The sequence below is a fragment of the Endozoicomonas sp. OPT23 genome (assembly GCF_009653635.1).
In the GTDB taxonomy this organism is placed as follows: domain Bacteria; phylum Pseudomonadota; class Gammaproteobacteria; order Pseudomonadales; family Endozoicomonadaceae; genus Endozoicomonas_A.
Map to the genome: position 1 here is coordinate 362074 of NZ_PPFD01000006.1, position 17417 is coordinate 379490.

At 46.6% G+C, this 17417-nt stretch carries 15 protein-coding genes and 1 tRNA gene; 10 read left to right on the forward strand and 6 right to left on the reverse strand.

Annotation, left to right across the window (positions count from 1 at the left end):
- Window positions 1-63: 63 nt before the first annotated feature.
- Window positions 64-822, forward strand: a complete 759-nt coding sequence (locus EOPP23_RS15505; protein ID WP_153766904.1) for a DeoR/GlpR family transcriptional regulator — start codon at window positions 64-66, stop codon at window positions 820-822.
- A 351-nt stretch (window positions 823-1173) separates the two neighbouring features.
- Entirely contained in the window at window positions 1174-2727 is a 1554-nt protein-coding gene (gene glpD / locus EOPP23_RS15510) for a glycerol-3-phosphate dehydrogenase (RefSeq protein ID WP_153766905.1), read from the forward strand.
- A 129-nt stretch (window positions 2728-2856) separates the two neighbouring features.
- On the opposite strand, the gene EOPP23_RS15515 is transcribed toward glpD, so the two are convergent.
- From EOPP23_RS15515 to EOPP23_RS15525, 3 genes are read right to left on the reverse strand one after another with little or no spacing between them, the layout of a single operon-like run.
- Entirely contained in the window at window positions 2857-3159 is a 303-nt protein-coding gene (locus tag EOPP23_RS15515; protein WP_153766906.1) for a DUF962 domain-containing protein, read from the reverse strand.
- Between the two features lie 19 nt (window positions 3160-3178).
- Entirely contained in the window at window positions 3179-4075 is an 897-nt protein-coding gene (locus EOPP23_RS15520; RefSeq protein ID WP_153766907.1) for a phytanoyl-CoA dioxygenase family protein, read from the reverse strand.
- A complete protein-coding gene (locus EOPP23_RS15525) occupies window positions 4072-4416 on the reverse strand; it encodes a hypothetical protein (RefSeq protein ID WP_153766908.1) in 345 nt (114 codons plus the stop codon). The genes EOPP23_RS15520 and EOPP23_RS15525 overlap by 4 nt, the downstream gene beginning before the upstream one ends.
- 162 nt (window positions 4417-4578) lie before the next feature.
- On the opposite strand from EOPP23_RS15525, the gene EOPP23_RS15530 reads away from it, so the two are divergent.
- Window positions 4579-5169 (forward strand): TetR/AcrR family transcriptional regulator, encoded by a 591-nt coding sequence (locus tag EOPP23_RS15530; protein WP_153766909.1) that lies wholly within the window; start codon window positions 4579-4581, stop codon window positions 5167-5169.
- A 115-nt stretch (window positions 5170-5284) separates the two neighbouring features.
- Window positions 5285-5452, forward strand: coding sequence for a hypothetical protein (locus EOPP23_RS15535; RefSeq protein ID WP_153766910.1), 168 nt, complete (start codon window positions 5285-5287; stop codon window positions 5450-5452).
- Window positions 5453-5536: 84 nt separating this feature from the next.
- Here the strand turns inward: EOPP23_RS15535 and EOPP23_RS15540 are convergent.
- The 3 genes from EOPP23_RS15540 to uvrB form a co-directional block, all read right to left on the reverse strand.
- A tRNA-Val gene (locus EOPP23_RS15540) sits at window positions 5537-5613 on the reverse strand.
- A gap of 58 nt (window positions 5614-5671) precedes the next feature.
- A complete protein-coding gene (locus tag EOPP23_RS15545) occupies window positions 5672-7750 on the reverse strand; it encodes a hypothetical protein (RefSeq protein WP_153766911.1) in 2079 nt (692 codons plus the stop codon).
- Between the two features lie 66 nt (window positions 7751-7816).
- Complete coding sequence (uvrB, locus tag EOPP23_RS15550) at window positions 7817-9826, reverse strand: excinuclease ABC subunit UvrB (protein WP_153766912.1); 2010 nt, start codon at window positions 9824-9826, stop codon at window positions 7817-7819.
- Between the two features lie 199 nt (window positions 9827-10025).
- Here uvrB and EOPP23_RS15555 point away from each other — a divergent pair, with 199 nt between their 5' ends.
- The 6 genes from EOPP23_RS15555 to EOPP23_RS15580 all read left to right on the forward strand — a co-directional run bounded on the left by EOPP23_RS15555 (window position 10026) and on the right by EOPP23_RS15580 (window position 17242).
- A complete protein-coding gene (locus EOPP23_RS15555) occupies window positions 10026-11099 on the forward strand; it encodes an extracellular solute-binding protein (RefSeq protein ID WP_153766913.1) in 1074 nt (357 codons plus the stop codon).
- 146 nt (window positions 11100-11245) lie between these two features.
- Window positions 11246-12337: an ABC transporter ATP-binding protein gene (locus EOPP23_RS15560; protein ID WP_153766914.1), complete on the forward strand. Its 1092-nt coding sequence runs from the start codon at window positions 11246-11248 to the stop codon at window positions 12335-12337.
- A 3-nt stretch (window positions 12338-12340) separates the two neighbouring features.
- Window positions 12341-13207, forward strand: coding sequence for an ABC transporter permease (locus tag EOPP23_RS15565; RefSeq protein WP_153766915.1), 867 nt, complete (start codon window positions 12341-12343; stop codon window positions 13205-13207).
- A gap of 13 nt (window positions 13208-13220) precedes the next feature.
- Window positions 13221-14078, forward strand: coding sequence for an ABC transporter permease (locus tag EOPP23_RS15570; protein ID WP_153766916.1), 858 nt, complete (start codon window positions 13221-13223; stop codon window positions 14076-14078).
- Window positions 14079-14143: 65 nt separating this feature from the next.
- On the forward strand, window positions 14144-15853 hold the full coding sequence (locus tag EOPP23_RS15575; protein ID WP_153766917.1) for an alkaline phosphatase: 1710 nt from the start codon (window positions 14144-14146) through the stop codon (window positions 15851-15853).
- Between the two features lie 240 nt (window positions 15854-16093).
- Window positions 16094-17242 (forward strand): pyridoxal phosphate-dependent aminotransferase, encoded by a 1149-nt coding sequence (locus tag EOPP23_RS15580; RefSeq protein ID WP_153767227.1) that lies wholly within the window; start codon window positions 16094-16096, stop codon window positions 17240-17242.
- The last annotated feature ends 175 nt before the right edge of the window (window positions 17243-17417 follow it).

Here is a 17417-nt window from a genome sequence, read left to right on the forward strand (position 1 = left end):
GTGGTTCGATTTTTTCCCTGAATGGGGCATACTGACGACATTGTATAGATACGGTTGGTAACCATGGCGCAGCCACTTCGACAAAACCAGATACTGGAAATGATTCAACAGAAAGGCTTTGTAACCATTGATGAGCTGGTGGCTCACTTTCAGGTCACGCCGCAAACCATTCGACGGGATCTCAACCAGCTGGCAGCGGATGGCAGTATCAGCCGTCATCATGGCGGCGCCAGTTTTGAATCCAGCACCGTCAATACGTCTTACAACACCCGTAAGATCATGAATCTTGAAGCTAAAGAGCGTATCGCTGAAGCCGTTGCCAAAGCCATACCCGATGGCGCTTCGGTCTTTATCAATATCGGTACTACTACTGAAACCATCGCCAGAGCCCTGCTTAACCACAATAATCTGAATATTGTCACAAACAACATTCATGTTGCGTCCATTCTCAGTGCCAAGGAAGATTTTACGGTGATTATTGCCAGTGGCGAAGTCAGACATCGTGACGGCGGTATCGTGGGTGAAGCGACCCGGGACTTTATCGATCAGTTTCAAATGGATTTTGGTGTTATTGGCATCAGTGGTATAGATGATGATGGCACCCTGCTTGATTTTGATTATCGCGAAGTAAGAGTTGCCCAAAGCATTATCAATAACTCCCGTCAGGTGTTACTGGCTGCCGACCATTCCAAATTTGGCCGCAATGCCATGGTCAGGCTGGGCAATATTGACCAGGCCGATGATCTGTTTACGGATCAAACACCATCGGGTGATATCTGTAATCTGCTTGATGAACAGCAGGTCAAACTGCACATTGTATAGAGCTCATTAGCTCAACCAGTCTCCTAACCTCTCAATAGTTCTGCTCCAGAGCTGCTGCCACTGTTTTTATTGATGGCAATACCGGCCTGACTGATAGCAATGCCAGTCAGGCCTTATCTTCACTTACGTCCAACCTTCTCCTGCGAAGCTCTTTTCTACTCTCTCTTGATTGATCAATTTTGGGAGGAATTTGAATTTATTTTCTATAATGATTGATATTGTTCGCATTCGAACATTATAGTTAGCACATGAGTTTCAAAAGATATAAAAACAATACAACTCGAACAAGCCGCTATACGAAGCGGATTTAGCACGTATTTTTAGCACGCACTTATAGAGAGGAGCATGGCAATGGGCCAGAACCTGAACCACGATGACCCAAAGGGCTCTGATCATAAGAGCTCAGACCAGAAAAGCTATGACCTCATTGTTATTGGTGGTGGTATCAACGGCACCGGTATCGCAGCCGATGCCGCAGGTCGTGGCCTTAAGGTTCTGCTCTGTGAACAGGATGATCTGGCTTCTGCGACTTCTTCAGCCAGCAGTAAACTGATTCACGGAGGCCTGCGCTATCTGGAGCAATACGAATTCAGGCTGGTGAGAGAAGCTCTGGCCGAACGGGAAGTGTTACTTCGCAAAGCGCCACATATTATTAAACCGCTTCGTTTCCGACTGCCTCACCAACCTCACCTTCGTCCAGCCTGGATGCTGAGAGCCGGTTTGTTCCTTTACGATCATCTATCCCAGAGAACTACGCTGAAAGGCTCCCACGGCATACGGTTCGATCAGCAGTCACCCTTGGTTTCAGAAATTACAAAAGGCTTTGAATACTCTGATGCCTGGGTCGAAGATGCCCGTTTAGTGGTTTTGAATGCCATGGACGCCAGGGAACATGGCGCAACCATCAAAACCCGTACTCGCTGTATCAAAGCAGAGAGAATGGATGATCAATGGCAAGTGACGCTTCAGGATCAATTCAGTAATCAGCAAAGTTCATTTACCTGCAAGGCTCTGGTTAACGCTTCCGGCCCCTGGGTCAATCAAGTATTCGATCAGGCACTGGAGCTGACCACGCCCAATAAAATACGTCTGGTTCGCGGCAGTCATATCATTGTGCCAAAACTCCATTATCAGCCTGAAGCCTATATCCTGCAAAACACTGACAACCGTATTGTTTTTGTTATTCCTTTTGAACAGGATTTCTCACTGGTAGGCACAACCGATATAGAACATAAAGACTCTCTGAAACAGGTTCATATTTCTAAGGAGGAGAAGAGTTACCTGATTGATGTCGCCAACAGTTACTTTACCCGGAAACTGGATACTTCAGATATCATTCACAGTTACTCAGGTGTACGACCACTGCTGGATGACGAAGCTGACAACCCGCAAGCCATCACCCGTGACTATACATTAGAGCTAGAGGGGAGTGAGAGCACACCTCCATTACTGTCTGTCTATGGTGGAAAAATCACTACTTATCGTAAGCTGGCTGAAGCGGCTGTTAACAGACTGTCGCCTTTCTTTACTGATATGGATTCCCCCTGGACCGCAACGTCACCATTACCGGGGGGTGATTTTGAAAGTCGCCCTGTCCTTGAAAAAGAGCTGTCAGCCCAATACCCATGGCTTTCTGAATCACTCTGCATCCGTCTGGTAAGAAGCTACGGTACCTTCAGCCAGCAAATTCTTAACGGTGCTGAAAAGCTGGAAGATCTCGGTGAGCAAATAGGTGCTGACCTTTATGCCAGAGAAGTGGAGTACCTGATGAAACAGGAATGGGCCTGCACCGCTGAAGACATTTTATGGCGCAGAAGCAAGCTTGGCCTGCGGTTTACTGAACAGGAAAAGCAGAATCTTGATGGTTTGATCGATTCTTTGAATCACCGTAGTAAAGCGGCGTAATACAACGTTCTACTCTTTATTTATCTCGTCTGAGAGAACCACCTACCACTCGGTGAACTGTTAATGTAAAATTCGTTTGTCGATGAACCCAAAGGCACGGTCAGCAACAAACTGACCGTGCAAAACACCCTAGAGCTTTACTTTCCCTGTCAGGATATCCTTGAACATCACCCAGTCACCGATGAAGCTATAGACTGGGTACTGGAAAGTAGCCGGTTTGTTCTTCTCAAAACCAAAATGCCCAACCCAGGCAAATCCATAACCCACAACAGGTAGAGCCAGAAGATAGAGCCATTCCTGTGAGTATATAGTACAAGCCAGTAATACAAGGATCAGCAGGCTGCCTATAAAGTGCAGACGGCGGCAGATATCGTTTTCATGCTCACTCAAGTAGAAGGGATAAAATTCAAAGAAGGAGTTGTATTTTTTCATTATTATTGCTCCTGATTTTTTAAGCTCTAAGCTCTTTGTAATAACTCAATAAAATAGCTAGACGCTTGGTGGTGGCCAAACGAGCTCTTTCCCTGAACCCTGCATCGTCAGACGGTTCAAAGACATTTCTAATCTGTCTTCTAAGTGCCTGTGCATGTTGCCTCTTTCGCTCGGATTCACTTAGCTCAATCGCCCGTTTTTCTGGTAGGAAAAAGCCTTGGCTATTCCCTCTAACCAACAGGGCAGATTCTGGTTGGCCTATTTTTCTTGCTGATGCGGCAACGTAACGAATAGCCAGACCAATACGCCTGTCCTCCGATGTATTGGCATTCGAACCATGTACCAGCATAAAATGATGCAATGACATCTGCCCTGGCTCCAGGGTCATATAAACTGTTTTACTGACATCAATGTCACTGGCTGAAATCTTCTGCCCACGCGTTAACAGGTTATTTTTCTCATAGGTATTAGTCTGTGGACGAATACTCTTATGACTGCCCAGCTCCACTTTCATAACGCCTGATTCTGGTGTTGCAGGACTCAACGCCACCCATGCAGTAACAACGTCATCCGCCTCAACGCCCCAGTAGGCAGCATCCTGGTGCATGGATACAAAACTCTCTGAACCTGCCTCCTTGGTAAACAGGTTACTCATGTAGCAGAGAATATCCGGACCAATCAGGGACTCTACCGCGTCAAGAATTTTTGGGTGATGAACAATCTCATCTGCCCAATCATAAAGCAGGTAAGTCTTGTTACACTGACCACGATCCATGACATGTCCCTGCCGTGACTCCATACTCTCCAGCTGACTGCGAAGACTGGCCGCCTCCTCGGAACTGAAAACAGTTAATGGGAACAGACAACCTTCTGTCTGGTATTGCGCTATCTGCTGAGTTGATAAAAAGTGACTCATGACACAACGTCCAGTAAATGATTGCCCGTCAGAAAAACTCCGATGACAGCAGTCAGCGCCATTATTACCAGCAAACCCAGTCGCTCCCTGCTACCTGTTTTTGGATCCATACGAGTAAACAGCATCGCATAAGCATTACCGGCCATAAAACTCCAGCTAACAAGTAAGATTACCGCACCAAGAGCTGAACCAAGTGTAAAAGCTCCGATTAATAATCCTGCAGAGACCAGATAGTCATCCACCGATAGAGGCCAGTATTTATCGGTTTTAATCAGAACTAGAGTTTCACCAACCAAAACCGCTACCGCAGCAATAAAGGCCAAATAGAAGAGCAAGTCCAAAACAGTACCTTTTATTGTTGTTATTAATATAGGGAAACATTGTTATCCTATTTATTTTCAATGTCAATGTGACTTTCTAAATAGCAGAGATTCTCTCAGCCCTGTTGCTGGTATGTTTTTTCTATACAATAAGACACTCGACGGATAATCAGTCAGCTACCCATGAGAACCGATAAACGCCTGATCAGTGCAGAGGCACTGGAGAAATTACGACAAACCATAATCAGCAACTTTGCTGATGTTGACTTCAACCATGTCGGTATCAGGGATATCTGTCAGCAGTCAAACGTCAGCCATAAGACTGTTTACAAGTATTTTGGCAGTAAGGAGGAATTACTCTTTGCCTGTGTTCAGCCAGACCTTAAAGCTATGTGTGACCTGGCTGTTAACAGGGTAGAACAGGCTGTTTCTATCGATGCAAAAGTGAGTGCCTTTGCCAATGTTTTTTTTGATTTTTATCAGCAGAACCCAGCTATTGCCCGTATTGTCTATTTACAGATCCCACTCATTAACTGGATTACAAACGATAAGTTTGTTCAACGGGAAGTACATCAACTCTTTGCAGCCATCATTACCCTTGGCCGGAAGCAAGTTCAAAATACTCACGAACTGACTTCAGAAGAACTGGTCGATGCCATACTGGGTATTTTAACGCGATTGATTGTTAAACAAGTTTCAGATAAACATCATGAATCAGATATGGCAGACACGAAAAAAACATTCATCTTATTGGTCAAGCGCCTATTAGCCTAGCTAAAGTAAGTAACGACGAAGGTTGCTATTTAAATTCCAGCGACCTATAAATCATGCGCTTCATATTCAGGTTGTTAGAGTTGAGAGTGTTAAGTTGTTCATAGCAGCCTTGAGTGTGGCGCAAAAATGGAACTGTGCAATAGGTAGTGCTTCAGACACGTTGATAGTGCATCCGGCTGATAAACTCTCCGATCACTTTGTCATGGAGCATTCCAGCGGCAAAATGACCATCGAATATCAGGAAGTTGAGGCAGAATTGAGTCTGAAGGGGTTGGAAGTTTAAGAATGATTTTCCCTAAATTTTCCCTATAAACGAAAAAGGGTTTCTAATTTAGAGACCCTTTTTTAGTGAAATCAATCACTTATCTGGTAGGCAGTAGCAGATTCGAACTGCCGACCTCTACGATGTCAACGTAGCGCTCTAACCAACTGAGCTAACCGCCTTTAATGCTGCGTATATTATCAATCTTCGGGATAAATGCAAGAGTGGCAAGCGCTTAGGTCAGCTGGGCATTCCGTTATAAAAGAGCATCATGTCAGCAATAAACCTTTTCATACTGTCATGCATTGCCGTAGATTCCGCTACAGATGGCAACAGCGTATAACGGCTGAACTCTTGTTTCAGTCTACGAAGCTGTTGGTAGTGAACCAAATGAGAATCGTCCATAGATAAGTTCTGGTTCACATGCACTAACAGAATGCTGAGGAAATGATGGGCAGACTGCAAATGATGAGGAATTTGAGTTCTATCTGTTGATGGGTTAACTGCAACATCAACGACCCAGTTCAGGTAGTTACACAAATATATACCGGCGTTTCTTTCGGGTATGTGAAGAAACTCAGATGGATGCTGACTGACTCCCGTTATCTGATTCATCAAAGAAGCCGGTAACTGAACTTTGTCCCGAACACCTTTAGAAGGTGGGGTTAAAGCAGCAATAATATTACTGATAGGTAAAGTCAGAAAAGCACTGGGTTCAAACCATTGCGGAAGCCCGGTTTCCATATTGATATCTGTTTCACGGCTATAAAGTAGTTCTTCTTTCAATTCTTGATCATTATTTGGAATACCTGAATGGCCTTTAGTAAAGTGCCAAGTATAATTATTAACACTGTGTGTCAAAGTAGACGTTTCTTCAAAAGCAAGACTCAACAGAGCAAGCCTTCCCCGATGCCTCTCCAACTTAAGCTCTACTTTCTCCTCAACGCCTCCTCCCTGCTTCTGCTCCGACAAACACCCTTCGACACTGACCTCCTCAAGAACATACAACGCCTCAAGCTGTTCTTTGACCAGCGAAACCAGCTTGCCTAATGCTTCCTTCTTATCCGCTGCTGCAGCTTCGTTTTTGACCTGGCAAAGCTCTGCCGCACACTGAGTCATTAGCCAGACAGCTTCCTGCCCTGTGATCGTTTCTCGAGCCATTAAATGATCTGACACCATCAACTTACCCAGCAGCTCCGAAGTGATATGAATACAATACTGAGGTGGCAGAACCCTTTTTTTCTCTGTTTTCAGGATTCTTTCATCACTTCCTACCTCGGGTAAGCCACTGCGAATGGGGTCAAATTCCACCCAGCCATCCTTATGTTTTTTTCTGTAATACTTTTTCACTTCCGAGTCATTTTTTTTATTATTTTTCTTAGTGTCCGGTGCAGAAATATCAGGAGCGTCTTGATTAACTCGCACCCTTTTCCGCTTTGCTCGAGCTAACTCCGACGGAATGGCTTCCCATCGATACTTGAATCGCGGGGCTAATTTCTTCAGGCCATTTAGATGATTGTCCGTATAATTCAGCCTATCCCGAATTGCCTGAATCTGAAGGTTAACCAGTTCATCCGTTGAACTGCGCAATTGAAACTCTGACAGTAATGCACAAAGATGAGAGTTATCTTCACGAAGCCGGGTTAATGATACTTTACCATCGGCTTCCATTCGGGCATTCCAGTAATCGAATGTCAGCGTATGAGCCGGAATATCTCCTACTTGAAAATCTTCCATCCAGGGTGGAGCGAAATCACCTAACTTATGTTGCTGCTCTGCATGAAGACTGTCTTCATCAAAAAAATGTTGATCCGCTTGGGGTATCTTCCACTTTTCATCCGTATGATTGAGAACCAGAGGCAGCGTACGCCACTTAAGCGGACACTCGCTCAGGCACTGATCCAGCCAGCTCCTGATCATTATCATTGAATCGGAGCCAAGGGTTCCATTTTTCTCAAACTCATCCAATTTTTTTAAACAGATAATCAGCCGGTTATAGGACCTTCCTTCACCATTAAGAAAGTCTTTTTTAGACTTTGCGTTACTGAAGTATTTAGAGAAGTACTTGAGATCGTTATATATTGTTTTCTGATCTAACAACCAGTCAGGGCAACGCTTAGGAAAGACCTGGTCAGGCTGTAGCTTCAGGCCAGCAGTAACAGGTTGCAATTGAAAGTCAGACAGTGGGCGAAGGCTCTTATGAATGCCTGAGCGTTCCGTTATTAGAGAAGGAGAGCATGATGACTCTGGTTCCATAGGTTCTGACTTAATGGGCTTTTGCCATGGCCCACCTGCTGCTCCGATTCCTTCAGAGTCCATTGCACCGATCCTTGATAGTATTCGATAAAATTTATCGGCAATGTCAGCAGGAAGCCCAGTTCCCTGTCAGTGTTTGAGAACTCTATCTCTCAGGCTGGCCATCTGGTCTCTCACCGCGGCAGCCTCTTCAAATTCAAGGTTGCGGGCGTGTTCCATCATTTGCTTCTCGAGCGCCGCTATCTGACGATTCAGCTCCTTAGGCGACATTTCGACATTGTACTCAGCAGCAGGCTCAGCCACTTTCCTGCTGGACTTGCCTTTCTTCTTGCCAACAATGACCGCGCCTTCAAGAATATCTTCAACGGATTTATGGACACTTTTGGGGGTAATGCCGTGCTCTTTATTGTGGGCCAACTGCTTTTCACGACGACGATCCGTTTCGTCCATCGCTCTCTGCATGGAACCGGTGATTCTGTCGGCATAGAGAATGGCTCGGCCATTAATATTTCGAGCACCACGGCCAATGGTCTGGATCAACGATCGATCGGAACGAAGAAAGCCCTCTTTATCCGCATCCAGAATCGCCACCAGCGACACTTCCGGCATATCCAGACCTTCCCGCAACAGGTTAATCCCGACCAGCACATCAAAGACACCGATTCGCAAATCTCGAATAATCTCGACTCGTTCTACCGTATCAATGCCTGAGTGCAGGTAACGACAGCGAACACCGTTTTCGTGCAGGTATTCGGTTAAGTCCTCAGACATTCTTTTGGTCAGTGTGGTGACCAGAACTCTGTCACCTTTAGCCACTGTCTTGTTGATCTCTGTAAACAGGTCGTCCACCTGTGTGGTGGCCGGACGTATTTCAATTTCAGGATCAATCAAACCCGTAGGCCGAACCACCTGATCAACCACCTGCCCCTGATGTTCCGCTTCGTATTTACCGGGGGTCGCAGAGACAAAAATGGTCTGTGGCCGTCGATCTTCCCACTCTTCAAACTTCATGGGTCGGTTATCCAATGCGGATGGCAAACGAAACCCGTATTCAACCAGTGTTTCCTTTCGGGAACGGTCGCCTTTGTACATGGCACCGATCTGCGGCACAGTCACATGGGATTCATCAATCACACAAAGTGCATTGTCAGGAAGGTAATCAAACAGCGTGGGCGGTGCTTCGCCTGGTTTATTACCAGACAGGTATCGGGAATAATTTTCAATGCCGTTGCAGTAACCCAGCTCTACCATCATCTCGATATCGTAACGAACACGTTGCTCGATTCGTTGTGCTTCCACCAGCTTGTTATTACTGCGTAACACTTCAAGACGTTCTTTTAACTCTTCCTTGATCAAATCAGTGGCATCAATAATAGTCTGCCTTGGTGTCGCATAGTGTGTCTTAGGATAGATAGTGACACGGGGCAGTTTACGAAGCACTTCACCGGTCAGTGGATCAAACTCACTGATCTGCTCTACTTCTTCATCAAACAACTCCAGTCGTATGGCGTTCTTTTCCGATTCCGCCGGAAATACATCAATCACATCACCACGCACACGATAGGTGGCACGGCGAAGTTCTGTGTCATTACGGGTGTATTGCAATTCGGCCAAACGTCGCAGTACTTCCCGCTGGTCAATCATTTCACCACGGGAAATATGCAACATCATGCTCAGGTAAGACTTGGGATCACCTAAACCATAAATAGCCGAAACCGTGGCAACAATAATGGCGTCTTCCCGCTCCATCAGCGCCTTGGTTGCCGACAGTCGCATTTGTTCAATATGCTCGTTTATAGAGGCATCTTTCTCGATAAAGGTATCTGAGCTGGGGACGTAAGCTTCCGGCTGATAATAGTCGTAGTAGGAAACAAAGTACTCAACAGCATTATCAGGAAAAAACTCCTTAAACTCACCGTAAAGCTGCGCCGCCAGCGTTTTGTTATGCGCCATGATGATAGTCGGTCGCTGAACCTTCTCGATGACATTGGCAATAGTGAAGGTTTTACCAGAACCGGTCACACCTAAAAGAGTCTGGCTGGCGAGGCCGGATTGAATACCTGTCAGCAGTTTTTTGATCGCTTCAGGCTGGTCGCCAGCCGGTTCGAACTTCGATAAAACCTTGAATACTTTTCCCATAGAGAGTCTTTGGCATCAAGCTGAGAATAATCAGCAAGCGTACCAGATTGTTCTAACTGGCGGGAGGTCAGCTGAAAAGCCTGCTGAATTCATCAAAGGAACTACTTTTAATTGACCTGAACGCAGTTTTGTGGAACTTTCCTGTAACGGTATAGAAATACGCAAACAAAAATTCCAATAAATCGTATTGAGGTCATTTATGTCCCGTTCTGCCATCAAGATTCGTCATTCATTACTGGCACTGGCCGTATCAGCATCGACACTTTCTATTTCCGCTCAAGCGGAAGAGCTGCGTCTTCTGACCTGGGGTGGTTATGCGCCACAGGAAGTGATTGACCAGTTTGAAAAAGAAACCGGCATCGAAGTTAAAGTCACCAAGTCCAATAACGAAGACATGATCTCCAAACTGCGTGCGACCCGTGGCGCAGGGTACGACCTGGTTCAGCCAAGCCAGGACCGTATTACCGGGGCCCAGAAAGAGTACCGGATTTATAAGCCTATCGATCTCAGCAAACTGAAATCAGATCGTTTTATTGCTTCCATGCTGGACGCCACTAAAAAGAATACCAGTGTTAATGGCAAGGTCTATGGGGTTCCACACATCTGGGGCACCAGTGGCCTTATTGCCAACTCAGACCAGCAGAATCTGAGCTTCAATGATCTTTGTTCCGATGACTACAAAGGCAAAGTGTCCTACCGTTTGAAACGCCCGACCCTGATCGGCTTTGCTTTTGCCATGGGTGAAGACCCGTTTGCGGCTTATAACGATCAGAAAAAGTACGCTGAGATCCTCGGTCGTGTTGAACAGAAACTGATTCAATGCAAGAGCAATGTTAAAGCCTACTGGAGTGGTGGTGACGCCCTGATTAACCTGCTCAGGAGTGGCGAAGTCACTCTGGCTATGGGTTGGGATGCCGGCGGCTGGAAGCTGCACAAGGAAACCGGAAAGATCAACTTTGTTGCACCCAAGTCCGGTGCTCTGGGCTGGATTGATACCTTCGCCCTGCCCGCCAAAGGCAAAAACGACGAAGCGGCCTACAAGTGGATCAACTTTGTGATGCAGCCTGAGATCGCCGCCAAGATCACTGACTCGGCCGGTAACTTTACTGCCTCTGTAGGTGCTGAAAACTATGTTAACAAGGCGCTCAGCAACAGCTACAAGATCAGTTACAACCAGACCAGTCTCGACAACATCAAATGGTACCCACCCGTGCCTGCCGGTCTTGAACAGCTGGAAGGTAAGACACTGGATCGCATCAAGGCTGCCCAATAATTTGGGTTCCTTAACTTTCCTATAGATTCATTCTCGTTCATCAGACCGCCAGCTTTTGATGGCGGTCTGCCTCGAGAAGAACAATAAGAAGCACATTGAAAACGTACATTCATAAGTGCGTTGAGAAGTTCAACAGGAAGTAATTGATGTCTGTCACTCCAGATCTTGAATGTCGCGGGATCAACAAATCTTTTGGTCAGTTTCAGGCCGTTAACGATGTCTCTTTCAGCATTCCTGCCGGCTCGTTCTTTTCTATTCTTGGCCCTTCCGGTTGTGGAAAAACCTCCTTACTGAGAATGCTGGCCGGGTTCAGTGAACCGGATAGCGGTGAAATCCTGATCAAAGGCAAATCGGTTAAGGGAATTCCGCCCAATAAACGCCCGGTGAATATGGTGTTTCAGCATCTGGCCCTGTTTCCCATGATGAACGTCGGCGACAATATTGCCTATGGTTTGAAACGCCGTAAGGTTTCTGCTCAGGAACAACAGCGACGGGTTGCCGACGTACTGGAACGCATTGGTTTGCCGGGAATTGAAAAGAAATCCATCGATCAGCTGTCCGGTGGCCAGAAACAACGTGTGGCCATTGCCCGCTGCCTGATTCTGGAACCTGCCCTGCTGCTGCTCGACGAGCCCCTTGGCGCCCTTGATTTGAAACTGCGTGAGCAGATGAAAATCGAACTGAAAACCTTGCAGCAAACGTTCGGTACGACCTTTGTTTATATTACTCACGATCAGTCTGAAGCCATGGTGATGTCGGATCAGGTTGCAGTAATGAACCATGGTCGTTTTGAACAGGTCGGTTCACCTCAAACACTTTACTATCAACCTGAAACGCCTTTTGTGGCGGGTTTTGTTGGCAATAATAATCGACTCAGCGGTCAGGTCATTAAAACAGCAAAAGATTTTATACAAGTCAGTACTGAGTCCGGACATATATTCCACACGTCATCTTCTTCAATACTGGAAACGAACACAGCCGTTGAAATGTTCCTGCGACCGGAAGCCATTCATATTGACCGTGATTCGGATAAATCCTGGCAGAATACGATGAAAGGTCGAATTGATAACATTCTCTTTGATGGCGGTAACAGCCAGTTACTTGTCAGGGACACGGCATCACCGACTCAAATGACGGTGGCACTTCCACAAACCGGTAAATACCAGAAATTAAGACAGGGCGAGATCATTAAGCTCGGCTGGAACGCGGAACAAAGCATTGCGTTCAAGGCGGGCTGAACTATGTTGAAACTTACTGGCAAGAACCTGTCGTTTTATCTGTTATTGATGCCATTACTGCTGACGCTTGGATTACTGATTGTTCTGCCACAGTTGGATATGCTGGGTGTTTCACTTCGGGAAAGAATCAGCTACGGGGAATATAAATTCAGCTTTCTGCACTATACAGAATTCTTTACCGAGCCACTGTACTGGAACACCTTTCTGCGCACAGCCGTAATGTCCATTATGGCGACGCTGCTGACACTGCTTATTGCCTTTCCTATCGCTTGGTACATAGCAAAAGTAGCTCAGGGCAAAAACAAAAAACTACTGTTTCTTGCCTGCCTGATTCCTTTCTGGGTCAGCGAGCTGGTCAGAACCTATGGGTGGATGATTCTGCTTCGGGAAAGCGGCATTATCAGTGGCTTTCTGCAGTGGAGTGGTTTGTCGTCTGGCCCTGTCGAGTTGCTCTATAACGATATTACGGTGATGACCGGACTTATCTACGCATCCATGTTGTTTATGGTGGTACCTCTGGTCAGCACTCTTGAAGGAATGGACGACAGTCTGGTAGAAGCGGCTTACGATCTCGGTGCCAGTACTTTTACCGTCATTCGCTCAATCATTCTGCCTTACGCTATGCCCGGCGTTATTTCCGGCTGCATTGTCGTCTTTATGCTGACGCTCGGAAATTACCTGACACCTACGTTGCTCGGCGGCAAGCACAGCCTCTGGTTTACTGAACAGATCTTCACCCAGTTTATAACCCGCTTTAACTGGGAACAGGGAGCGGCCTTTGGCGTGCTGTTGCTGACACTCTCTTCACTGCTCGTCTGGACCGGACTGAAACTCAGTGGTCAATCCTTTAAACAAGCCGTAGCCAGCTGATGGGAGTACGACAATGATTCCTTCAATCCCACAGAGTCAGGCCTTTAAGAAAACCTACAGCGTTTATGTTGGTCTTTTTTTCCTGTTTTTACTGGCACCACTTATTGTGGTTGCCGTCTTTTCACTGAACGACAGTCTGTTCCCTTCCTTGCCTTGGGAAGGTTTTACTCTGGACTGGTATTTTGAAGACTCTAAAGAGCGTCGTGGCCTGTTTCATGATCGTGCCATCGTCGACAGTATTGGCACCAGCCTGGTGATTGCAGTTTGCGTTGCTGTTATGTCGATATCGGTCGCTGTATCCAATGCCCTGCTGTTTGAGCGCTACCACTTCCGAGGCAAATCAGTTCTGTACAGCTTAATGCTACTACCACTGGTGATCCCCGGCGTTATTCTGGGCATCTCCATTTTATCGTTCAGCAGTGGCATTGCCAATAATCTGGAAGATAACTATGGTATGGATCTTGAGCTGTTAAGACCGGGCTTTCTGCTGATAGTACTGGGGCAGTTTGCCTTTATCAGCACCATGGCAACACTGGTAATTTCTGCACGCCTTCGAAAGTTTGATATTCAGCTTGAAGAGGCAGCATTGAATCTGGGCGCCAGCCGTTTTGATGTCTTCAGAACCATCACCCTACCCTGGTTGAAACCGGCCATTATGGGTTCAGCCATCGTCGCCTTTCTGATGTCCTTCGAGAACTTTAACACCACATTGATTCTGGCAGGCAGTGACTCGCCGCTGACCATTACACTGTTTGACCGTATGCGGGAAGGTTCTACGCCGGTTCTGAATGCTGTTTCGACCCTGTTAATGTTAGGGTCTGGTGCTCTGGCACTGTTCAGCCTGTTTGTACAACGAAAGAAGGAACAATAAAATCAGGGAAGTTTGCGGAACTGAACTAAATTATTTCACTGTTGCTAACTCAATGTGTGATCGCTATGTTCAAGTTCCGGCAGCTTTCTGCTCTTTTTTTATGCTTTATTATCTCCACCTTTGCATTTTGTGCAGAGCCTTTCAAACGAGGTGTTCGCTCAGGTGACCCCAGCAGTGACGGCGTCATTCTCTGGACTCAACTTGATAAAGAGTATTTTGAGGGGCTGATGAAAAAAGAGCTTCTTGATGCACAACGTAATAATCCAGACAGTAATATAACGAGAGCCTCTGACAAGGTAGATATCAAACTGAAAGTGGCTCTCGACGAAAACCTTCAACAAGTGGTTTATGAAGAAACACTCACCGCCACACCGAGACACAACTACACCATTCGTGCCGACCTCAGCGGCCTGCTGCAACCGTACACCCGCTATTACTATCAGTTCAATGCAGGTAACGACTACAGCCGTCTGGGAAAGACCAAAACACTGCCAGCGAAAAACAGTAAACAAAAGCTGATCATTGCTGTGCTCTCCTGTCAGGATTATTCAACCGGTTTTTTTAATGCTCATAAAATTCTGTCACGCATGTCTGATGATATTGACCTGGTATTCTTCAATGGTGATTTCATATACGAGTATGCTCAATACGATTCCAGTCATGCGAGAATAGTCAGAGATAACTTGTCTTTACCCAGTGGCAGGAAGTCGGCCTTTACTCCTGAAGATTTCAGCTACCTCTACCAGGCCTACCTCAGCGATCCGCAATTACAGGAATCGCTCGCGTCTCTGCCTTTTATCATGATCCACGACGATCATGAAACGGCTGATAATCAGTTCTGGAACAGAGACACAGAGATGATGGATATTCCTGGAAACAGGTACAGTGAGTTTTCAGAATTCGAACGCCAGCGAGTCGTTAGAAATGCCCGTAAAGCCTTATACGACTTCACCCCAATACGTGCTGAAGTTGATTTCAGTAAGGAAAACCCTCAGGAATATATCAAACTCTACCGGTCATTCCGCCTTGGTGGTCTTGCTGACTTTTTTGTCACTGACTCCAGAAGTTATCGGGACGGCAAGAATATCGACGATGAAGATCAAAGCAAAACCATGCTCGGTACAAAGCAGCTGCAGTGGTTTTCCGATCAGCTACACGACTGCGATGCCAGCTGGTGTTTATGGGGCAACCAGGTGATGTTCAGTCGCATGGTCAAATTCGGTGCGCACAGCTCAATCATACCCGACCTGCTACACAACTCGGATCAGTGGAATGGCTTCAGACATGAGCGTGAAACGGTTAAAGCTCTGATTGATAAATTTGCCATCAAGAATCTTGTTGTTTTAACTGGCGACCTTCACACTTCTCTGATCTCTTATTTGAAACCATCCGGCGACCCTGAATCTACAGAAAATCTGGGTGTTGAACTGATGACCCCGTCAGTAACCTCCCCAAACTTTAAAGAAGAGTTAGGTTTTTTTGGTAAGAGCAAGCTACTGATGGACCTTATTCAAGGCTTTATAAAAGACCAGAATCACCACTTACAGCATTTCAGCAGTGCTACCCATGGTTTCTCCCTGCTCAGTTTGTCTGAAGACCAGATTGATTGGGAAGTCTATGAAGTGCCGACTAAAGAACGATTGGATGACCCGCAGGAAAAACTGCTGATTCACATGAACTATGATCACGAGGGTAGGCTTCACTACATGAAAGGCAGGCTGTCTGATACGCTCCATGAAGATGATATAGATAAACCGTCACATGTTGAGTTCTGAACTCACACTGCCTGACTTCATTTCCCTTCATAGTTGAAACAATTGTTTCTCTCGACGGTTTTCGTATAGCAAGCCGTCGAGCCCTTGTGTATGATTCACACTGCTGTCGGTTGCAGTCCTGACATCGCAACGTACTAGTACCTACCCTTGTCAGGAAGACACCCCTAGCATTCACTGTCTCGTATTAAATAACGATGAACGAGGAATAACGTGACTGGTCAACCTTCCCAACGCGTTCAAATGGTCAAGCCTTCTCCAACTCTGGCTGTGACTGCCCGTGCTGCCGAACTTCGCGCTGCAGGCCACGATATTATTGGTCTGGGTGCTGGCGAACCTGATTTCGATACCCCGGATCACATTAAAGCCGCCGCCATTAAAGCCATTAATGAAGGTAAAACCAAATACACGGCTGTTGATGGTACTGCTGAACTGAAGCAGGCTATTATCGCCAAGTTCAAACGTGATAATGGTCACGAATACGCTGCCGACCAGATTCTGGTCTCTTCCGGCGGCAAGCAGAGCTTCTTCAACCTGTGTCTGGCTCTGATCAACAAAGGCGACGAAGTTATTATTCCTGCGCCTTACTGGGTGTCCTACCCGGACATGGTCGCCATCGCTGAAGGCGTACCGGTTATTGTTAAGGCTGGCCTGGAATCCCGTTTCAAGCTGACACCTGAGCAACTGGAAGCGTCCATCACTGAAAAGACCAAGCTAGTGGTACTGAACAGTCCATCCAACCCGACCGGTACTGCTTACACCCGTGCCGAACTGGAAGCGCTGGGTGCTGTTCTGCTGAAGCACCCAGAGGTGATGGTGGCTACTGATGATATGTACGAGCATATCCTCTGGAGTGATGAAGCTTTCTGCAACATCCTGATGGCCTGCCCTGAGCTGTACGACAGAACCATTGTTCTGAACGGTGTTTCCAAGGCTTACTCCATGACGGGCTGGCGTATCGGTTATGCCGGTGGCCCTGCGTGGTTGATCAAAAACATGAAGAAGATCCAGTCCCAAAGCACCTCCAACCCATGTTCCATTGCCCAGGCTGCTGCTACTGAAGCACTGGCCGGTTCTCAGGAATGTGTGCAGGAAATGCTGGTATCCTTCAAGAAACGTCACGACTATGTGTTCAGCCGTCTGAGCAAGATCGAAGGTGTTGATGCTATTGAAGCTGACGGTACTTTCTACTCGTTTGCCGACTTTACCAAAGCCATGAACAAGCTGGGCTTTGAGAAAGACACCGATTTCGCTGAAATGCTGCTGGAAAAAGGCGTAGCCCTGGTACCTGGTTCTGCATTCGGTTCCGAAGGTTGCATGCGTATCTCCTTCGCTACCAGCGATGAAGCGCTTGAAAAAGCTCTGGATCGAATCGAGGCCGCTCTGGTTTGATCTGATTTGATTAACAGGGATTGATGACTTAGCCATCAGTCCCTGCTCTCTTTTCTACACGCTGCTTTCTATACTCTTCTTTTTATACGCTGCTCTCTTCGTTTACTTGGCACATTCGTTCAACCTTTCTTAGTCATCACTACCTGTTATCAGAACATCCCTTCCTAACTCTTCA

What these genes read in the sequence shown, in the direction of transcription:
- EOPP23_RS15575 (WP_153766917.1), top strand. Translation starts at nt 14,144, where the DNA reads ATGTTCAAGTTCCGGCAGCTTTCTGCTCTTTTTTTATGCTTTATTATC.
- EOPP23_RS15520 (WP_153766907.1), bottom strand. Translation starts at nt 4,075, where the DNA reads ATGAGTCACTTTTTATCAACTCAGCAGATAGCGCAATACCAGACAGAA.
- glpD (WP_153766905.1), top strand. Translation starts at nt 1,174, where the DNA reads ATGGGCCAGAACCTGAACCACGATGACCCAAAGGGCTCTGATCATAAG.
- EOPP23_RS15565 (WP_153766915.1), top strand. Translation starts at nt 12,341, where the DNA reads ATGTTGAAACTTACTGGCAAGAACCTGTCGTTTTATCTGTTATTGATG.
- EOPP23_RS15580 (WP_153767227.1), top strand. Translation starts at nt 16,094, where the DNA reads ATGGTCAAGCCTTCTCCAACTCTGGCTGTGACTGCCCGTGCTGCCGAA.
- EOPP23_RS15505 (WP_153766904.1), top strand. Translation starts at nt 64, where the DNA reads ATGGCGCAGCCACTTCGACAAAACCAGATACTGGAAATGATTCAACAG.
- EOPP23_RS15530 (WP_153766909.1), top strand. Translation starts at nt 4,579, where the DNA reads ATGAGAACCGATAAACGCCTGATCAGTGCAGAGGCACTGGAGAAATTA.
- EOPP23_RS15570 (WP_153766916.1), top strand. Translation starts at nt 13,221, where the DNA reads ATGATTCCTTCAATCCCACAGAGTCAGGCCTTTAAGAAAACCTACAGC.
- EOPP23_RS15555 (WP_153766913.1), top strand. Translation starts at nt 10,026, where the DNA reads ATGTCCCGTTCTGCCATCAAGATTCGTCATTCATTACTGGCACTGGCC.
- uvrB (WP_153766912.1), bottom strand. Translation starts at nt 9,826, where the DNA reads ATGGGAAAAGTATTCAAGGTTTTATCGAAGTTCGAACCGGCTGGCGAC.
- EOPP23_RS15560 (WP_153766914.1), top strand. Translation starts at nt 11,246, where the DNA reads ATGTCTGTCACTCCAGATCTTGAATGTCGCGGGATCAACAAATCTTTT.
- EOPP23_RS15545 (WP_153766911.1), bottom strand. Translation starts at nt 7,750, where the DNA reads ATGGACTCTGAAGGAATCGGAGCAGCAGGTGGGCCATGGCAAAAGCCC.
- EOPP23_RS15515 (WP_153766906.1), bottom strand. Translation starts at nt 3,159, where the DNA reads ATGAAAAAATACAACTCCTTCTTTGAATTTTATCCCTTCTACTTGAGT.